This window comes from Tsukamurella soli, assembly GCF_039541155.1.
Lineage (GTDB): Bacteria > Actinomycetota > Actinomycetes > Mycobacteriales > Mycobacteriaceae > Tsukamurella > Tsukamurella soli.
Map to the genome: position 1 here is coordinate 61,298 of NZ_BAABFR010000013.1, position 15,559 is coordinate 76,856.

Consider the following 15,559-nt stretch of genomic DNA (forward strand, 5'->3'; position numbering starts at 1 on the left):
GGCACCGACCCGCGGCCTGCGCGAGTTCGGCTGGTGGATACCCGAATACGAACAAGCCCGGCAGTGGGCGAAGAGCCGCCCTCCGCCTTCAAGGCGTGGGGATCTATATCGAAGGAACGCGACCTCGCCGACGTGTGAGTGGGGTGACCGACGCGAAAGTGACGAGATCCGCTCACTGACGCGAATCTTGTCACTTTAGCCATCCCGTAATCTGACAATCCCCAGGTCGTTGTGCCACATCGCGCTGTCAGCGTTGTCCCCCATCGCCGCGAGCTGGAGGAGTCCGTCGCCGAGATCCTCGCGTCGGAGGTAGACGGCTCGCTCCGTCTCACCCGCGAGTACCAGATGATCGACTTCAAGGAGGAAGCCGGCAGACGCGTCGGCAAGGTCATCGAACCCGGCACCCGACAGAATCCCGACGCGGCGACGAAGCTCGCCGACGAAGTGGCCTGCTTTGCCAACACTCCCGGAGGCGGCGCCGTGATCCTCGGAGTCGAGGACGGTAGCGGCGCCCTGATCGGCACCGAACTCGACGTCGACTGGTTGCGGCAGCGCATACACCGAGCGGTCGACGTCGCTCCCGACATCCGCGAACATCGGGTCGGCGGACAGCGGATACTCGTCCTGTTCGTGGCCGAGTCCCCCGAGCCCGTCACCGACACTGGGCGCCGACTGCGGTGGCGTGTCGGCGACTCGTGCGTGCCGATCGACCGCGCCGAGTGGTGGGAGCATCGCTCTAGCCGACCTGTTTCGGGCGCTCGGAATGGTCGAGAAGCAAGGGCTCGGCGTCGACCGTATGTACCAGGCGATGATCGTCGTCGGGCACCGCCCACCGAGAATCTTCCAGACACCGGGCTCGCACGTCGAGTGTGTCCTGGTCGGCGGAGAACCGGTTCATCCGGTCGTCGAGCTTGTGCGGGCGATCCGGCCGGTCGCCCGCCAAGACGACTTCCGGATCGCCAGCATCGTGTTCCTGCTACTCCGCGAACCCTTCGTCACCGTCGACCGACTCGCGGCCACACTCCAAGCTCACCCGGAAGACGCTCGGGACGCACTCCGGAGTGCGGTACAGACAGCCGTCGCCGATGATGACGTTCCGCTGATCGTCGAGTACAAGGACGTGTGGGTCTTCGGCGAAGGCGCTCGGCGGCGAGCCCTGGCCGCAGGCAGCGGGAGTTCCCTCGATCCTGTGATGGCCCACGCCTCGACGGCACCCGAGACGCTGCGAACAGTCGCGGAGCGATGGCTGTCCAGCCACGACGCCGTCACCTCCGGTGACCTGATGGAGATCACCGATGTCTCGCGCGGCACGGCGCAACGCTTCCTCCGCGATCAGGACTGGCTGCTCAGCGCTGGCGCGGGGCGCACCTCCCGTTTCGTGCGGAGAAAGTGACAAGATCCGCTCACTGACGCGAATCTTGTCACTTTAGCTATCCCGTAATCTGACAATCCCCAGGTCACGCCTACAGACACGAATCCGGCCCGCCCCCAGTGGGGACGGGCCGGAGTGCGTGGATCGGGGCGTCTGCCCCGGAGAGGTACGGACTTAGAAGTCCATGCCACCCATGCCACCGGTCGGGTCGCCGGCGGGAGCGGCGGCCTTCTCGGGCTTGTCGGCGACGACGGCCTCGGTGGTCAGGAACAGGGCCGCGATAGACGCCGCGTTCTGCAGCGCCGAGCGGGTGACCTTGACCGGGTCGTTGATGCCGGCGGCCAGCAGGTCCTCGTACACGCCGGTAGCGGCGTTGAGGCCGGTGCCGGCGGGGCTGTTGCGGACCTTCTCGGCGACCACGCCGGGCTCGAGGCCGGCGTTGAACGCGATCTGCTTGACGGGGGCGTCCAGCGCGACGCGCACGATGTTCGCGCCGGTGGCCTCGTCACCCTCCAGGTGGAGGCTGTCGAACACGGCACCCGACTGCGCGAGAGCGACGCCACCACCGGCGACGATGCCCTCCTCGACGGCGGCCTTGGCGTTGCGCACGGCGTCCTCGATGCGGTGCTTGCGCTCCTTGAGCTCGACCTCGGTCGCAGCGCCGGCCTTGATGACGGCCACGCCGCCGGCCAGCTTCGCGAGGCGCTCCTGCAGCTTCTCCCGGTCGTAGTCCGAGTCGCTGTTCTCGATCTCGGCGCGGATCTGCGAGACGCGGCCGGCGATCTGCTCGCTCGAGCCGGCACCCTCGACGATGGTCGTCTCGTCCTTGGTGACGACCACCTTGCGGGCCTGGCCCAGCAGCTCGAGACCGGCGGTCTCCAGCGAGAGGCCGACCTCCTCGGAGATGACCTGGCCACCGGTGAGGATGGCCATGTCCTGCAGCATCGCCTTGCGGCGGTCGCCGAAGCCGGGGGCCTTGATGGCGACCGACTTGAACGTGCCGCGGATCTTGTTCACGACCAGGGTCGACAGGGCCTCGCCCTCGACGTCCTCGGCGATGATGGCCAGCGGCTTGCCGGACTGGATGACTTTCTCCAGCAGCGGCAGCAGGTCCTTGACCGTGGAGATCTTGCTCGACACGAGCAGGATGTAGGCGTCCTCGAGGACCGCCTCCTGACGCTCGGCGTCGGTGGCGAAGTAACCCGAGATGAAGCCCTTGTCGAAGCGCATGCCCTCGGTGAGCTCCAGCTGGAGCCCGAAGGTGTTGCTCTCCTCGACGGTGATGACGCCTTCCTTGCCGACCTTGTCCATGGCCTCGGCGATGAGCTCGCCGATGGCAGGATCGCCCGCCGAGATGCCCGCAGTAGCAGCGATCTGCTCCTTGGTCTCGATCTCGGTGGCCTCCTTGAGCAGGTACTCGGTGACGGCCTCGACGGCCTTCTCGATACCGCGCTTGAGGCCCAGCGGGTTGGCGCCGGCCGCGACGTTGCGCAGGCCCTCACGCACGAGCGCCTGGGCGAGGACGGTGGCGGTGGTGGTGCCGTCGCCGGCGACGTCGTCCGTCTTCTTGGCGACCTCCTTGACCAGCTCGGCACCGATCTTCTCGTACGGGTCGTCCAGCTCGATCTCCTTGGCGATGGACACACCATCGTTGGTGATCGTGGGGGCGCCCCACTTCTTCTCCAGGACGACGTTGCGACCCTTGGGTCCCAGCGTCACCTTGACTGTGTCGGCGAGGGCGTTGAGACCCCGCTCGAGGCCGCGGCGGGCCTCTTCGTCGAACGCGATGATCTTGGCCATTGCGAAGTGATTCCTCCAGTGAGAGCCTGGTGAGGCCCGTTCTTTGGACACGTCTGTGTAGGTCGATCCGGTGCCCGCGACGGACGACCCGGCGTGTCACCTCCGCGAGTACGCGGAGGGCCCGGTCTCACCTTCCCGACCTAGCACTCACTTCCGTCGAGTGCTAGGTCCGTTTTAGCACTCGACCCTGCCGAGTGCAAGGTCCGATCGCCCAGAGCCGAACAGACCACCCACGTGCGCTGGCCCGCCGGAACACCACACCGATAGGATCTGCAGCCATGGCTACCGAAGTGTTGGAGTCCACCATCGTGATCGACGCGCCCGCCGAGAAGGTGTGGCCCGTCGTGTCCGACCTCGCGCGGATGGGCGAGCGCAGCCCGCAATGCAAGAAGGTGATCGTGTTCGGTGGCCCGCTGCGGGTGGGCTCGCGGATGCTCAACGTCAACCGTCAGGGCTGGAAGGTGTGGCCCACCAACTCCCGGGTGACCGCCTTCGAACCGAACCGGAAGGTCGCCTTCCAGGTCGCGGAGAACCGCACGACGTGGAGCTACACGTTGGTGCCCGACGGTGACCGCACCACCGTCGTCGAGCGGCGCGAGGCGCCCGGCGGCAAGACGACCGCGGTGTCCGCCGGACTGATCGCCGCGCTCCTCGGCGGCAACGACTCGTTCGAGCGCGGCCTGATCGTGGGCATGAAGCAGACCCTGTCTGCGATCAAGACCGAGGTGGAGGGCAAGTAGGCGACGGCGACCGCCTTCTCCGGCCCTACCCGGTCGGGTCCCGGCCCTACCCGGTCGGCCAGTTCCGGCCTACGTCGTCCCCCACCCCGCCGGACTTTCCGTGGAGGAACACCATGCGGACCTTGGCGGCGCCGAGGCACATCCCACGGTAGAACCCGGGATCAGGAGGTTCCAGCATCGCCGCGAGTTCGCTCGGCGTGTAGGGCGGGAGCCCCCGAACCGAGCGGTCGCGAGCCGCCTCCAGGACGGACGCCACGGTGTTGGCCTCCAGTCCGTACTCACCGACGACGATCACGATTGTGACGTCGCGCCGCTCGACAACCACTCGGGGCCGTATCCGCGACACGGGTCAGAGCCGGACCTCCGCGTGCTGGTCGAGAACGATCGTCCTGTTGCCGTTGACGACTGCGGCACCCGACACGAGGACCGGCTCCCGACCGATGCGCGCCACGCGGCGGTCGACCGCGTACGCGAGCGCGAACAGCACCGCGGTGATCACGAGCAGGACGACGAAGTGGCGGATCAGGAATGCGACCATGAAGCCGGTCACGACGATCACCAGCTCGATCGCGAAGCGCGACGAGTCCCCGCCCCAGCGCGGAGGGGCGATCGACACCACGTGCACGCGAATCCACACGTGCGGCCGCGGCGCCCGCGGAAGCGTGTCGACGCATGCCGCGATTCCGACCGCGACGAGGGTCGGCGCGAGGGCGGCCCCCGGTGAGCGATCAGCCACCCACTCCCGGCGACGGTGAGTGCGAGGAACACGACGGGCGCGATCCGCCCGCGTGACGCGATCGGCACCGCACGCCGCCAGGTGTACTCGACGACAGACTCCCGGGGATGCGTCGTCAGTGCGCCTTGCGGAGGATGAGGTATGCGGCCGCGGTCGCCTGCTCGGCGATCCCGAGCTGCTCGTCGGTGTCCTCGGCCAGGTAGCTGCCGACGGGGACCGTGCAGAAGTCGATCTGCCGGTCCGGTAGTCCACCGTGACGGCCGCCGAACAACAGCTGCTGCCCGGGACACCGTCCACTGCCGAGACGGTCCCACCTGGGTACAGCCGCGCGTACTCCGCCATCATCCGGGAGCCGAGCAGCCGAGTCCCCTGGGCGTCCGGGGCGCGATAGACGGTGTTCGCTCCCCGGCCGACGACGTCGACGCCTGCGTCGGCGAAGTCCTTCCGCACGGCCAGCGGCAGGAGCCCGTCGCGGAAGAGGGTGTCCGCCGTCCCCAGCCGTGGCCGGAGACGGCGGTCTCGAGGTCCGTCGGCGGCGCATCGATCATGGACTGCGCGTCCGCGGTGGGAACCGACCGCTCATCGCGACCAGCCGCCCGGGCTCCCACCCCTGTTCGAGGCCGTCGTGCGGCCGGAGTGCAGGAGTGTGAGGCGGCGGATGCCGTCCACATCGGCCCGCAGGGACGTCCATCGGTCGACCTGAGTCGACGTGAACGTCTTCGTCTGTGCCGCAAAGTACTTCGCGACGGGGCCCACGTCGTGGTCCGTGTACGCCACCAGTACGAAGTCGCCGTCGGCGAGGAACCGGAGGGCGGCGGTGCCCTGATCTCCTGTGACGAAGTAGTGGCCCGCAAATGCCACCGCAGCAGGAGATCCCGCTACCTCGAGGCGGGAGTAGGTCGTGGCACCGAAGGCATCGGTACCGTCCGGCGGGGCGATTCGCGGGTCGTGCATCGCGGCCGTCGCCGCCACTGCGGAAGGCATCCGGATCAGGCCTACTCGAAGACTCTGCCCGGAATCGATGCTGGGGGTTGCACCGCCGACGACGTCCTCGTTGTCTGCCATGACGGCGACGGCGGCTGTCCGGGTGCTGGTGACCGCATCGGTGCCGACGCCGGTGCCTGCGACGGTCTCTCCCGTCACCGCACCGTTCCCGACCAGGAACTCCCCGCGGAAACGCATGGCTGGATCGACATCGGACATGAGCGGCAGCGTGTCTGCCATGTGGTACGCCTCGAGCCTGCGCCCGAGGTCGGCGCTGGTGGGTGCGAGCGTCCGGGGCGCGGTCGCAAAGCTTGCGGTGTCCAGCTGCGATGGTGGACCCGACATCACGACTGGGGTGCCCGGCACGGTCGTCGCGCAGCCGGCCAGCAGCCCCACCCCGCGAGCATCGCGGTCACCCGTGTCCGACAGGTCATCTCGTTCGCCCCATGTCGCCTACCGAAAGGATGGTATGTGCGGCGTTCCGCGACGAGGCTCGGGCCGACAGCCCCACCGTGTCACCTCGGGCACCCAGCGTGTCACCGCACCATGGCCCGCGCAGCGGCGAGCGCACCCTGGAGGTAGTCGTAGACGTCGTTGGGATCGTATTCGGCACGCACCAGGGCGAGTTGGAACGACTTCGCCGGTGCGATCAGACGGATCTCGATGCGCGCCTGCTGGCGTGGTCGCTCGTACATCGCGTCGGTGCGCGGGACGATCCGTCTGACCTGGTCCCAGCGGACGATCTGCCGCCGCCGCAGATCACGTGTGATCGCGAAGCCCTCGTCGTCGAATTCGATGCGGTTCCACTCGATGTCCCGTCCGGGCCGCACCAACAGATACACCCCCATGCCGATCCCGAGACACGCCAGCAGGTAGTAGTACGCCGCGGGCCGCGTATATCCGACGTCTCCTGGCGCAGGGTGCGCTACCGAATACGCGGCGGCGAACAGAGCGATGCCAGAACCGAATCCGAAGGGCGCGGTGAGCAATCGGGCGAAGCGGTACATCGGATACACGCGGATCACCCGCACGGGATGCCGGAACCGCAGCCGTCGACGGGCCGGAAATCGCCGGTGCAGGTCCGCCAGGACGGCGGGGAGCGGCACACTGAAACCGGCCACCATGGCTGTACCCGCCACGACGTGGGCGGTGTAGTGGTCCGACATGCCCGTCCATATGAGCACGATGCCGAGGAACAGAAGGACCGCCCAGGCAGTCCGCATCTTGCGGACCGTCTTCGGGTCGGCGTCGGTGTTGGGCCACGGAGTGCGTTCTGACAGCACACGAATCACCTATTCCCCGTGCCGGTTCCGCCGCCGAAACATGCACGTGGCGGAAATGAGGTCTGCCGTCGTCACGCGGTACAGGTGCGACTTGACCGCGGTCCGGGCACCGTCGCAGCCGACGAAGACGATGGTCATCGAGGCCGGCTCGACCTGCGTCGCCTCCAGGTCGCTCCAGGGTATCGGCCTGCGATGCCGGCCGGCGCTCGTGATCCCGCCGGAATCGATCAACAGGTCCGGCGTCCGCCCGAACCCTGCGATGTAGGCCGCCGTCACGACCTCCAGCGCACCTGCCGCGACCAGCCACACCAGCGGATAGCTCCGAGAGGGTGCGAGCCCGGCACTGTGACCGTGCGGCCGGGCGCAGCCGATCACCGCGCGCCACGACACCTGCGGTCAGCATGACGAGCAGAGTCCAGCGGATCGGGCCCGGGCGCGGGCGCCGGTCCGTGCCGGGCACCGTCGAGGGCTTCATCGCGAGCGCGCCGAGATACGCGACTCCGCCGAGGCATGCGAGCCCGACGGCCGACAGTCCGGTCGCGCCGGATGTCAGCCCTGTCCAGCCGCTCACGACGCCGATCAGCGCGAGCAGGGCCACCAGGTACAGGCGTCCCTGCTTGCTGCGCCCCGATCGGTCGGACTCGTCCAACTCGTCGAAGCCGGGGAGCCGCGTTGCCCGTCCTGCAGTAGGTCGGCCGCCGCCGCTCTGCGTCTCCCGCTCTCGGCCCCGCCGATACATGCCAACGGAGAGCGAGAGCGCGGTCTGCACAATGACGTGGCCGATCGCAATGGCCCAGATCGCGATCAGCTCCCGACCCCGCAGCCGCTCGTGAGCGGTGACGAACCCGAGGTCAGCGAAGAGCACGGCGACCATGAGCGCGATGCACGCCATCACGGACTTCATTTCCGGGACGGTATGGTCGCCCGCCAATGCCCGCCTTAACGCGCGGTTGGCACCGAGGCCTCCGAGAGGCGGTACATCAGGATCCAGCCTTGCGGAGGATCTCGTAGGAGGCGTCGATCACCTGGCGAACGTCGACCCGCTGTGCCGAACCATATTCCGCCACGTATCTTCCCACCGCGACCGTGCAGTAGTAGATGGTCTCGCCGCCCGCGAACATGGCGTACGTGTCGCAGCTCGCTGAGGGCACCCCCGCGACCGGGATCCGGGTGATCGGCTGGGTGGTGTCCTTGGGCTCGGCGAGCAACCCGTCGCGCAGCCGCACGGCGGCGGCCGCATCCTTCGCCCGGTACACGGTGTTCCGGCCGTATCCCACGACATCGACACCTGTGTCGGACAACAGATCACGCTCGGCAACCACGTTCGTCGCCGCGAGCGCGGCCACGTGCGGCGAGACCCACCCATCGCGCGTCGCATCCGATGGCGGCAGCGTCAGCGCCGCGACACCGTCCTTGTCGGCCGGCAGGCCGCCGAGCTTGCCGAGGGGGGTGGGGACGAAGCCGTCCAAACCCTTGATCTGCAAGCCGAGGTACTTCACGACCGGCGCGGGGCCGGTGCCGTCCGTCTGGACGGCTATCACGAACGGACCGTCGGCGTCGAAGGCATCGATGTCCGCGTCGCCGGTCCCCCAATCCAGTTTGTAAGCAGCAGCTTTCGGATATCCGGGCACCGTGGCTCGCACCTTCGGCGGCTCCCCCGAGATGCTCCGGTCGGCGGTGAAGAGCCGCGGGTCCGCGACCGCTGCCGTGGCGGCTGCGGCAGACGGCATCCGCCAGACGCCGACGGTGATCCCGCGCGGCTGCGTCAGGCCTTTCGTCACGACACCCGGCCGCGCATCATTGGTCCCCGCCATGACGCCGACCTCGCGGCCGACCATCACCTCGTCGATCGTGGAGCCGAAGATGTTCTCGACGGACCCCTCACTCGTGCCCGTGAGGTCGCCGACGATGACGTGCCCGTGGTAGGCGTAAGCCGGGTCGATCTGATCCAGGAACGGCACCGTCTCGGCCATGCGCCGGCCCTCGAGGACGGTCGCGAGGTCCGTGGACGTGGTCACCGTCCGCGGCGACGTCGAGTACGAGCCGAGTTCGAGACCAGGCCCGGCCGACGACGATGCGGCGGGGGTGCCCGGCACCGTCGTCGCGCAGCCCCCTACCAGGAGAAGGGACAGGCCTGCCACCGTCGATCTCCGACCCCACCGCCACATCGCGCCTCCCAGCTATGCCTCGGATCAACATAGCGCCACAAACGATCCCCGGCGGGTTTCCGGCGAACGGCGGGCGAATCGTGCCGTTTCACCCCTATCGACCGATCGGGCCACTGCCACAACCGATCTCGACGGCTAGGCGGTCGACTTCGACGGCGACGGCGTGGACCGGCTGCTACGGCAGTACAACGTCGAGGGCGAAGGGTCGCGGCGCCTTCATCGAGAACCCGGGGATCCCGATGCGTGGACGGACATCACCGTGGAGCCGTCGTACATCGCTTTCGACCGACCGGGCATCGGCGAGGTCTGGGAGCTGATCTATGCACTGATGGTCGAATGTGGGGCCGCGCTCTACGACCCGACGGAGAATTACGTCGTCCCGTCCGAGGCCGTCAAGCTCTCGCTACCCCAGGGGTACCCCTACAACTCCGTGCTCGTGGCTCACAGCGCGAGCGAACTCCTGGCCCGGATATGTGGCCCGATCCCGAGGGCCTTCGCCCCTGATCCTGCACCGAGCCGACCGCCCTACTGTGCCCGACGCAGGGTCAGGTACGCCGCCGCCGTGGCCTCCTTCGCCATCTCGGTCTGGACCGCGCTGTATTCGGCGAGGTAACGCCCCACCGGCACGACACAGTAGCCGAAATCGCCGAGTTGGTCCTTGGAGTTGTAGCACTCGCTGCCCGGCACCTCGTCGACGGAATCGGTTGTGCCACCCGGGTAGTACCCCTTCATCTCCGCAATGAAGCGATCGGCCAACTCCCGCGCCGCCACACCGTCCTTCGCGCGGTACACCGTGTTCTCCCCCAGGCCCACCAAGTCGACCCCCGTGTCCGCGAAGTCCTTCCGCGCGACGGCCGGCTCGGTCTGGTCGGCGAGGATGCCGCGCGCCGTGGTCCAGCCGTACCGGGTGGGATCCTTATCGATCGGGTTCTGGTTCGCGAGGGTCCGCGCGCGGATGCCATCGGAGTCGGGTGGGAGAGAGGTCAACTTGTCATCGGGCGTCGCGGTGAACGAGTCGAGCGCCCGGTCCTCCTGCGTGAGAGCCGCCGCCACTTTGTCCGCGCTCGACTGGGCGGCCACCACGATCACGAAGCGGGCGTGCGCGAGCAGGGCGACGATCGTGGTGCCCACACCGGCCGCGTAGGTCTTCGAGAACGCCTTCGCGCCGGCGACACCCGGGATCGCCACGGGGATCTTCGCCGGCGACGCCTCGCCATCGCTCGGCCCATCGGCTGCCGCCACCGAAGGGGCGGCGACGGCCTGTGCGGCCGCGGCTGCCGTCGGCATCCTGACGATCGCGATCCCGAAGCCCTTGCCGAACCCCGTTGCGTCGGGAGCCTTGTCGGTGAAGTCCGCCTCCGCGCCGAACTGCATCGCGTGCAGCGCAGCCGCGACGCCGCTTCCGAAGGCGTCGCTCAGGCCATCGACCACGAGCATCGAGACACCGTCTCCGTACCGCATCGTCGGGTCGATGTCGCCGACGACCGGCACCGTCGCGAGCATGCGCCGGGACTCGAGCACCTGCGCCTCCGTCGACGACGGTGCGCTGATCACGCGCTTCGAGGTGCTGAACGACCCGGTATCGAGGTGTGTGGGCAGGCTGGTGTCGGCCACCGGGGTACCCGCCACCGTCGCCGAGCAGCCCGCTAGCAGCAGGCAGGACAGAGCCGCCACCGTCGCCGCACCGATCCCGTGTCGTCTCATCGCGTCCTCCCTCGCCCACTACCCCGCCGCTCAAGATAGCGCCGCGAATGATCGGGAGTGAGCCGTGGCCCGGATCACGGGGCGAGACCTCCCGATTCGTCTAGATCGCCGAACGCAAAATGGTGCCCTCCGTCGCGATGGCCTGTTCGGCGGCTCTCGACTGGACGCCCGAGTACCCTGCCGCGTACCGCCCGACCGCCGCTCCGACGCCTACCAGGTCGACTCCCCGCCGCATCACCGACGAGGCTGGCAGCCGCGACGCGGGCCCTACCGCGCCTGCCGCAGGATCAGATACGCGGCGCCGATCGCCTGCTTGGCATCGTCGGGCTGGCCGGAGGTATAGGTCGCGACGTAGCGACCCGACGCCACCGCGCAGACGCTCTTGGTGCTGTCGGCGCCCTTGTACTGCTTGTACGAGAAGCAGGGGGCGCCGGGCAGGCCCCTGACCGTGACGGATGAGCCTGTGGGGTACCACTTCTGGTACAGGGCGAGCACCGCCGCCGCGAGATGCGTCGCGGCCGCCGCGTCCTCGGCGCGCATCACGGTGTCCTTGCCGTAGCCGACCACGTCGACACCCGCGTCGGACTCCATCTTCCGCGCAGCCACCACGTCGTCCCACCTACCGACATCGGATCTCGGTGTCGCCCACGCCGATACGTCCTTGTCTCGGAGGGTCAGCGCGACCACGCCGCCGGAGTCTGCGGGCAGGGTGGTGAGCTTGTCGTCGGGGGTCTCGGAGAAGCTCTTCAGCACTGCGATCTGTCGCGTGAAGTAGGTGGCCACCGACGCCGGCGGCAGGGTGGTGAACACCGCGATCACGTACCTGCCACTGGCCACGATCGCTGTCACGGACGGTCGGGAGTACTGCCACGCGATCGAGTATGCCTGCGCCGCTGCAAATCCCGGCACTGTGGCGGTCACCTTGGCGGGCTGGGACCTGTCCGTGGAGGGCCGCCGGAAGGTGGGGCTGGCCGCCGCCCGCGCCGCAGCGGCAGGGGTCGACATCCGCAGCACCGCCCCCACGAACTGCTGGGTCTGGTCGAGCTTCGTACTGTCCGGCCCGTCGGTGCTGCCTGCGGGTGTGTCGTTGGCGGACACCTCGAAGCCGAGTTGGAAGGCGCCGACCGAATCCGCCACGGACTGATCGAGACTCAGCCCCAGGCCCAGCGACGCGGGCCCGCCGATGTATCCGTTCCCGTGGTAACGCAGACGGGGGTCGACGTCGATCGGCAGGGGCGACACCTCGGCGAGCCGGCCGGCCTCGAGCGTCGCGCCCGTGGCGGCGTCGACCGGCGGCAGCGTGCGCGGACCCTTGGCGTAGGCACCCGTGTCGACGGCGAGGAACGCGGGGGCGGCGACGGGGACGCCCGGCACCGTCGTACTGCAGGCGGCGAGCAGGAGGAGCATGCCGACTGCTACGAGAAGCCTTGCAGCCCCAGATATCTCAATTTCCTTTGGTGGAGCGGAGGATCTCATGCGCTGCCGCGATCGCCTGTCGGGACTGCACGGCCGAATACACCTGCCCTTCTCACTTCTCCCCCTCGAGAATCAGATATGCGGCGGCGGTCGCCTGCTGGGCGTCATCCCGCTGGGGGCCGGAGAACTCGCTCAGGTACCGCCCGACCGGGACGACGCAGTAGTAGAGGGTCACGAGCGCGGTCTCGAGTGGATAGCAACTACTGTCGGGTACCCCTTGCACCGTGAAGACCGTGCCTCCCGGGTAGTACTGCTTGCTCTCGGCGATGTAGCGGTCCGCTAGCAGTTTCGCACCTGCGGCGTCCCGCGCCCGGTAGACGTTGTTGGCACCGAGCCCGATGAGATCGACACCCGCGTCGTCGAAGTCCTTCTGCCCAGTGGTCATGTCGGTCATCGAGGCGAGCAGCCCGCGGGGGGTCGACCACCCATAGGTGTTGACGGTGATCCGACTCGGGGCGAGGGTCAGAGCGGCGATGCCGTCCTTGTCGGCGGGCAGGGATGCGAGCTCGTCATCCGGCGTGGGGGTGAAGCCGTCGAGTGCCTTCACCTGTTGCTGCAGGAAGCTCCGCACAGCGCCGTCCCGGACTCGGCGGGCGTACACCGCGATCACGAACCGCCCGTGCGCCAGCAGAGCAATCGTGGCCGGCGGCGAATCGCTGAACGTCTGCGTGTACGCCTTCGCACCTGGTACGCCCACGTCGGTCGGTACCTTGGGCGGGGATGCCGTGCCGAACAGCGGCTCGTCGGCCGCCATCACCTGCGGGCTCGCCACCGCGCTCGCCGCGTCCGAGTCCGAGGCCATCCGAACGAGGGTCGTCACGAACTCGCCGCCCGTGACGCTCGACCGGCTGGGCAGCTGCGCGCGGGCATCGACGGCTACTCCGAACTGCATGCCGGACAGAGCAGTACCGATGCCGCTGCCGTAGGCGAGCCTGAGGCTGTCGGTGGACACCGAGTCCACCGAGTTCGAGTACTTGATCGATGGATCGGAGTCCGACGCCAGCGGCATCACCTCGAGCATCCGCCGGAGCTCGAGCAACCGGCCCTGCGCCGCGGTGGGCGACTCGATGACCCGCTTCGTCTTCGCGTACGCACCGGTGTCCAACATCGCCGCAAGGCTGCTCGGGTCGGCGATCCCAGTGCCCGTCACCGTCGTCCCGCAGCCGGCCAGCAATGCTCCGATGGTGCCGAGCACCGCCACCGTGGCCGCGTACCGCCTCTGCCGCATCCCCCGCGCCTCCCCTACCCGCACTATGTTCGGTCACCAAAATAGCGTCCCGGGCGCGGCCACGGGCCGTTAGCCACGTCGAGCGCGATCAAGGGGATACGGGCACAGCCTCATCGGGGAGGCCGTCGACAATCCGGCTCCGATGCTCCGATACCGGAGCGGCCCGCCAGCCCGCCGGACTCCTATCGGTCATCCCACCGGATCTCTAGCACCCCCAGAGGTCCGCCAACAGGGTCGGGAGGTCGCCCACACCGTCGATCACGTGGTCGGGGACCAGCCCGAACTCGTCGCCCTCGACCGTGTCGAGGGCCGCCTGCCGGAACTTGCCGGTGCGCACGAGGACGCCGGTCATCCCGGACACCTGCCCGGCGAGGACGTCCGCGCGGACGTCGTCGCCCACCATGACGATCGCGGTGGGATCGAGGCCCATCAGCTCGGCCGCGGCGCGGAACCCCACCGGCGACGGCTTGCCGATCACCGTGGGGGTGACGCCCGTCGCCCGGCACAGACCCTCCAGGTACAGGCCGGTGTCGATACGCTGCCCCTCGGCCGTGGCCCACGCGTTGGACCGGTGCATCGCGACCACGGGTACCCCGGCCAGCATGAACTCGAAGACCCGGCTGAGCGCGTAGTGCGTGAAGGCGGGACCCGCGCCGCCCAGCACCACCACGTCGGGCGCCGCCGCATCGGCAGGCACCAGCTCGAACCCCGCGCCCAGGTCGCCGACGGGCCCGTCGGTGAGGACGTGCACACGGGCGCCCGGATACGCGCCGCGCAGGTACTCGCCCGTGAGGCGCGCGGCGGTGACGATCTCGCCCCCGTCGACGTCCAGACCGCACGCGCGCAGCGCCCCCGCGATGTCGTCGCCCGTCTTGGACGTGGTGTTGGTGAGGAATGCCCGCCGTGCGCCTCGAGCGCGGACCCATTCGAGGGCCTCCCGCGCACCGGGCAGCGGCGACCAGGACGTGACCAACACGCCGTCGATATCGAACAGCACACCGCGCCCTACGGCGTGCGCCGCGCTCGAACCCGCCATGCGCAACGAACCTAGTCCTGTCGGTGGGCTCTGGCATGCTGAGGCGCATGGATCACGCCGAACGACTCCGGCAGGCCGTCACCGAGCTCATGCCCGTGGCGCGGCAGCAGCTGGCGCAGCTGGTGGGCTACCCGTCGGTGCACGGCTCGCCGGAGTTCCCGCCGAGCGCCACGCGGGACGCGGCGTCGTGGGTGGCGTCGGCTTTCGCCGCGGCCGGGATCGGCGGCGTCGAGATGGTGCCGACGGTGGACGGCTCGCTGGCCGTACTGGGGCACACGCCCGCGCCGCCCGGCGCGCCGACGGTGCTGCTGTACAGCCACTACGACGTGCAGCCGCCCGGCGACGTCGCGCAGTGGGGCAGCGATCCGTTCACGCTCACGCCGCGAGCCGGAGCCGACGGTGCCGAGCGCTGGTACGGGCGCGGCGCCGCCGACTGCAAGGGCAACGTGGTCGCACACCTGACCGCCCTGGCGGCGGTGCGTGCGGTGAGCGGCCTGGGCGTCGGTGTCCGGCTGGTCGTCGAGGGATCGGAGGAGGCCGGGGGCGAGGGGCTCGAGCGGCTGGTCACCGAACGGCCGGAGCTGGCGCAGGCCGACCTGATCCTGATCGGCGACACCGGCAACGTCGCGGTGGGTCGGCCCACGCTGACCACCGCGTTGCGGGGCGTCGTGAATCTGCGGGTGGAGGTCAGCACCGCGACCACGGCGCTGCACTCGGGCATGTTCGGCGGCGCCGCACCCGATGCGCTCGCCGCACTGATCGCGCTGCTCGCGACCCTGCGAGACGCGCGCGGCGACACGACGATCGACGGGCTCGACGCGTCCGGCACCTGGGCGGGGGCACAATACGACGCCGCCGATTTCCGGGCCGACGCCCACATGTACGACGACGTGGCGACCCTGGGCTCCGGGACCGTCGCCGACCAGCTGTGGGCGCGGCCCGCCGTCACCGTCATCGGACTGGATGCGCCACCCACCGCGACCGCCGCCGCGGCGATCGCGCCGCGCGCCTCGGCCCTGCTGAACCTGCGGG

14 protein-coding genes and 2 pseudogenes are annotated in these 15,559 nt (G+C 69.2%); 4 read left to right on the forward strand and 12 right to left on the reverse strand.

The features are described from left to right. Positions 1-345: 345 nt before the first annotated feature. Positions 346-1,147: pseudogene (locus ABD908_RS27590) on the forward strand (DUF5635 domain-containing protein); the annotation flags it as partial. 72 nt (positions 1,148-1,219) lie between these two features. Then, positions 1,220-1,393, forward strand: a pseudogene (locus ABD908_RS27595) (hypothetical protein); the annotation flags it as partial. Positions 1,394-1,546: 153 nt separating this feature from the next. On the opposite strand, the gene groL reads toward ABD908_RS27595, so the two are convergent. Continuing rightward, positions 1,547-3,172 (reverse strand): chaperonin GroEL, encoded by a 1,626-nt coding sequence (gene groL / locus ABD908_RS06320; RefSeq protein WP_344992488.1) that lies wholly within the window; start codon positions 3,170-3,172, stop codon positions 1,547-1,549. Between the two features lie 278 nt (positions 3,173-3,450). Between groL and ABD908_RS06325 the strand changes: the two genes are divergently transcribed. Further along, a complete protein-coding gene (locus ABD908_RS06325) occupies positions 3,451-3,912 on the forward strand; it encodes an SRPBCC family protein (RefSeq protein WP_344992490.1) in 462 nt (153 codons plus the stop codon). Positions 3,913-3,958: 46 nt separating this feature from the next. Here the strand turns inward: ABD908_RS06325 and ABD908_RS06330 are convergent, their stop codons facing one another. From ABD908_RS06330 to ABD908_RS06380, 11 genes are all read right to left on the reverse strand, one after another. Further along, positions 3,959-4,207: a hypothetical protein gene (locus ABD908_RS06330; protein ID WP_344992493.1), complete on the reverse strand. Its 249-nt coding sequence runs from the start codon at positions 4,205-4,207 to the stop codon at positions 3,959-3,961. Positions 4,208-4,261: 54 nt separating this feature from the next. Then, complete coding sequence (locus tag ABD908_RS06335) at positions 4,262-4,648, reverse strand: hypothetical protein (protein ID WP_344992496.1); 387 nt, start codon at positions 4,646-4,648, stop codon at positions 4,262-4,264. A 115-nt stretch (positions 4,649-4,763) separates the two neighbouring features. Next, positions 4,764-4,919, reverse strand: a complete 156-nt coding sequence (locus tag ABD908_RS06340; RefSeq protein ID WP_344992499.1) for a hypothetical protein — start codon at positions 4,917-4,919, stop codon at positions 4,764-4,766. A 308-nt stretch (positions 4,920-5,227) separates the two neighbouring features. Further along, the gene (locus ABD908_RS06345; RefSeq protein ID WP_425584344.1) at positions 5,228-5,977 is read right to left on the reverse strand and encodes a DUF7373 family lipoprotein; all 750 of its coding nucleotides are present in this window, start codon (positions 5,975-5,977) and stop codon (positions 5,228-5,230) included. 191 nt (positions 5,978-6,168) lie between these two features. Then, on the reverse strand, positions 6,169-6,915 hold the full coding sequence (locus ABD908_RS06350; protein WP_344992503.1) for a hypothetical protein: 747 nt from the start codon (positions 6,913-6,915) through the stop codon (positions 6,169-6,171). A gap of 9 nt (positions 6,916-6,924) precedes the next feature. After that, entirely contained in the window at positions 6,925-7,305 is a 381-nt protein-coding gene (locus tag ABD908_RS06355) for a hypothetical protein (protein WP_344992505.1), read from the reverse strand. Between the two features lie 590 nt (positions 7,306-7,895). Beyond that, positions 7,896-9,056 carry a DUF7373 family lipoprotein gene (locus tag ABD908_RS06360; RefSeq protein ID WP_344992507.1) on the reverse strand — a complete coding sequence of 387 codons (1,161 nt, stop codon included), beginning with the start codon at positions 9,054-9,056 and terminating at the stop codon, positions 7,896-7,898. Between the two features lie 552 nt (positions 9,057-9,608). After that, the gene (locus ABD908_RS06365) at positions 9,609-10,787 is read right to left on the reverse strand and encodes a DUF7373 family lipoprotein (protein ID WP_344992510.1); all 1,179 of its coding nucleotides are present in this window, start codon (positions 10,785-10,787) and stop codon (positions 9,609-9,611) included. Positions 10,788-11,054: 267 nt separating this feature from the next. Continuing rightward, positions 11,055-12,194, reverse strand: coding sequence for a DUF7373 family lipoprotein (locus ABD908_RS06370; RefSeq protein ID WP_344992512.1), 1,140 nt, complete (start codon positions 12,192-12,194; stop codon positions 11,055-11,057). Between the two features lie 121 nt (positions 12,195-12,315). After that, positions 12,316-13,491, reverse strand: a complete 1,176-nt coding sequence (locus tag ABD908_RS06375) for a DUF7373 family lipoprotein (RefSeq protein WP_344992515.1) — start codon at positions 13,489-13,491, stop codon at positions 12,316-12,318. Positions 13,492-13,696: 205 nt separating this feature from the next. Next, positions 13,697-14,527, reverse strand: coding sequence for an HAD-IIA family hydrolase (locus ABD908_RS06380; RefSeq protein WP_344992518.1), 831 nt, complete (start codon positions 14,525-14,527; stop codon positions 13,697-13,699). Positions 14,528-14,574: 47 nt separating this feature from the next. Between ABD908_RS06380 and ABD908_RS06385 the strand changes: the two genes are divergently transcribed. Then, positions 14,575-15,559 (forward strand): M20/M25/M40 family metallo-hydrolase (locus ABD908_RS06385; protein ID WP_344992521.1); only part of this gene is annotated, 985 nt, incomplete at its 3' end.

Bases quoted from the DNA above. Each gene is read 5' to 3' on its own strand.
- ABD908_RS06325 (WP_344992490.1), top strand. From the start codon at position 3,451: ATGGCTACCGAAGTGTTGGAGTCCACCATCGTGATCGACGCGCCCGCC.
- ABD908_RS06380 (WP_344992518.1), bottom strand. From the start codon at position 14,527: ATGGCGGGTTCGAGCGCGGCGCACGCCGTAGGGCGCGGTGTGCTGTTC.
- ABD908_RS06375 (WP_344992515.1), bottom strand. From the start codon at position 13,491: ATGCGGCAGAGGCGGTACGCGGCCACGGTGGCGGTGCTCGGCACCATC.
- groL (WP_344992488.1), bottom strand. From the start codon at position 3,172: ATGGCCAAGATCATCGCGTTCGACGAAGAGGCCCGCCGCGGCCTCGAG.
- ABD908_RS06365 (WP_344992510.1), bottom strand. From the start codon at position 10,787: ATGAGACGACACGGGATCGGTGCGGCGACGGTGGCGGCTCTGTCCTGC.
- ABD908_RS06370 (WP_344992512.1), bottom strand. From the start codon at position 12,194: ATGCTCCTCCTGCTCGCCGCCTGCAGTACGACGGTGCCGGGCGTCCCC.
- ABD908_RS06345 (WP_425584344.1), bottom strand. From the start codon at position 5,977: ATGTCGGGTCCACCATCGCAGCTGGACACCGCAAGCTTTGCGACCGCG.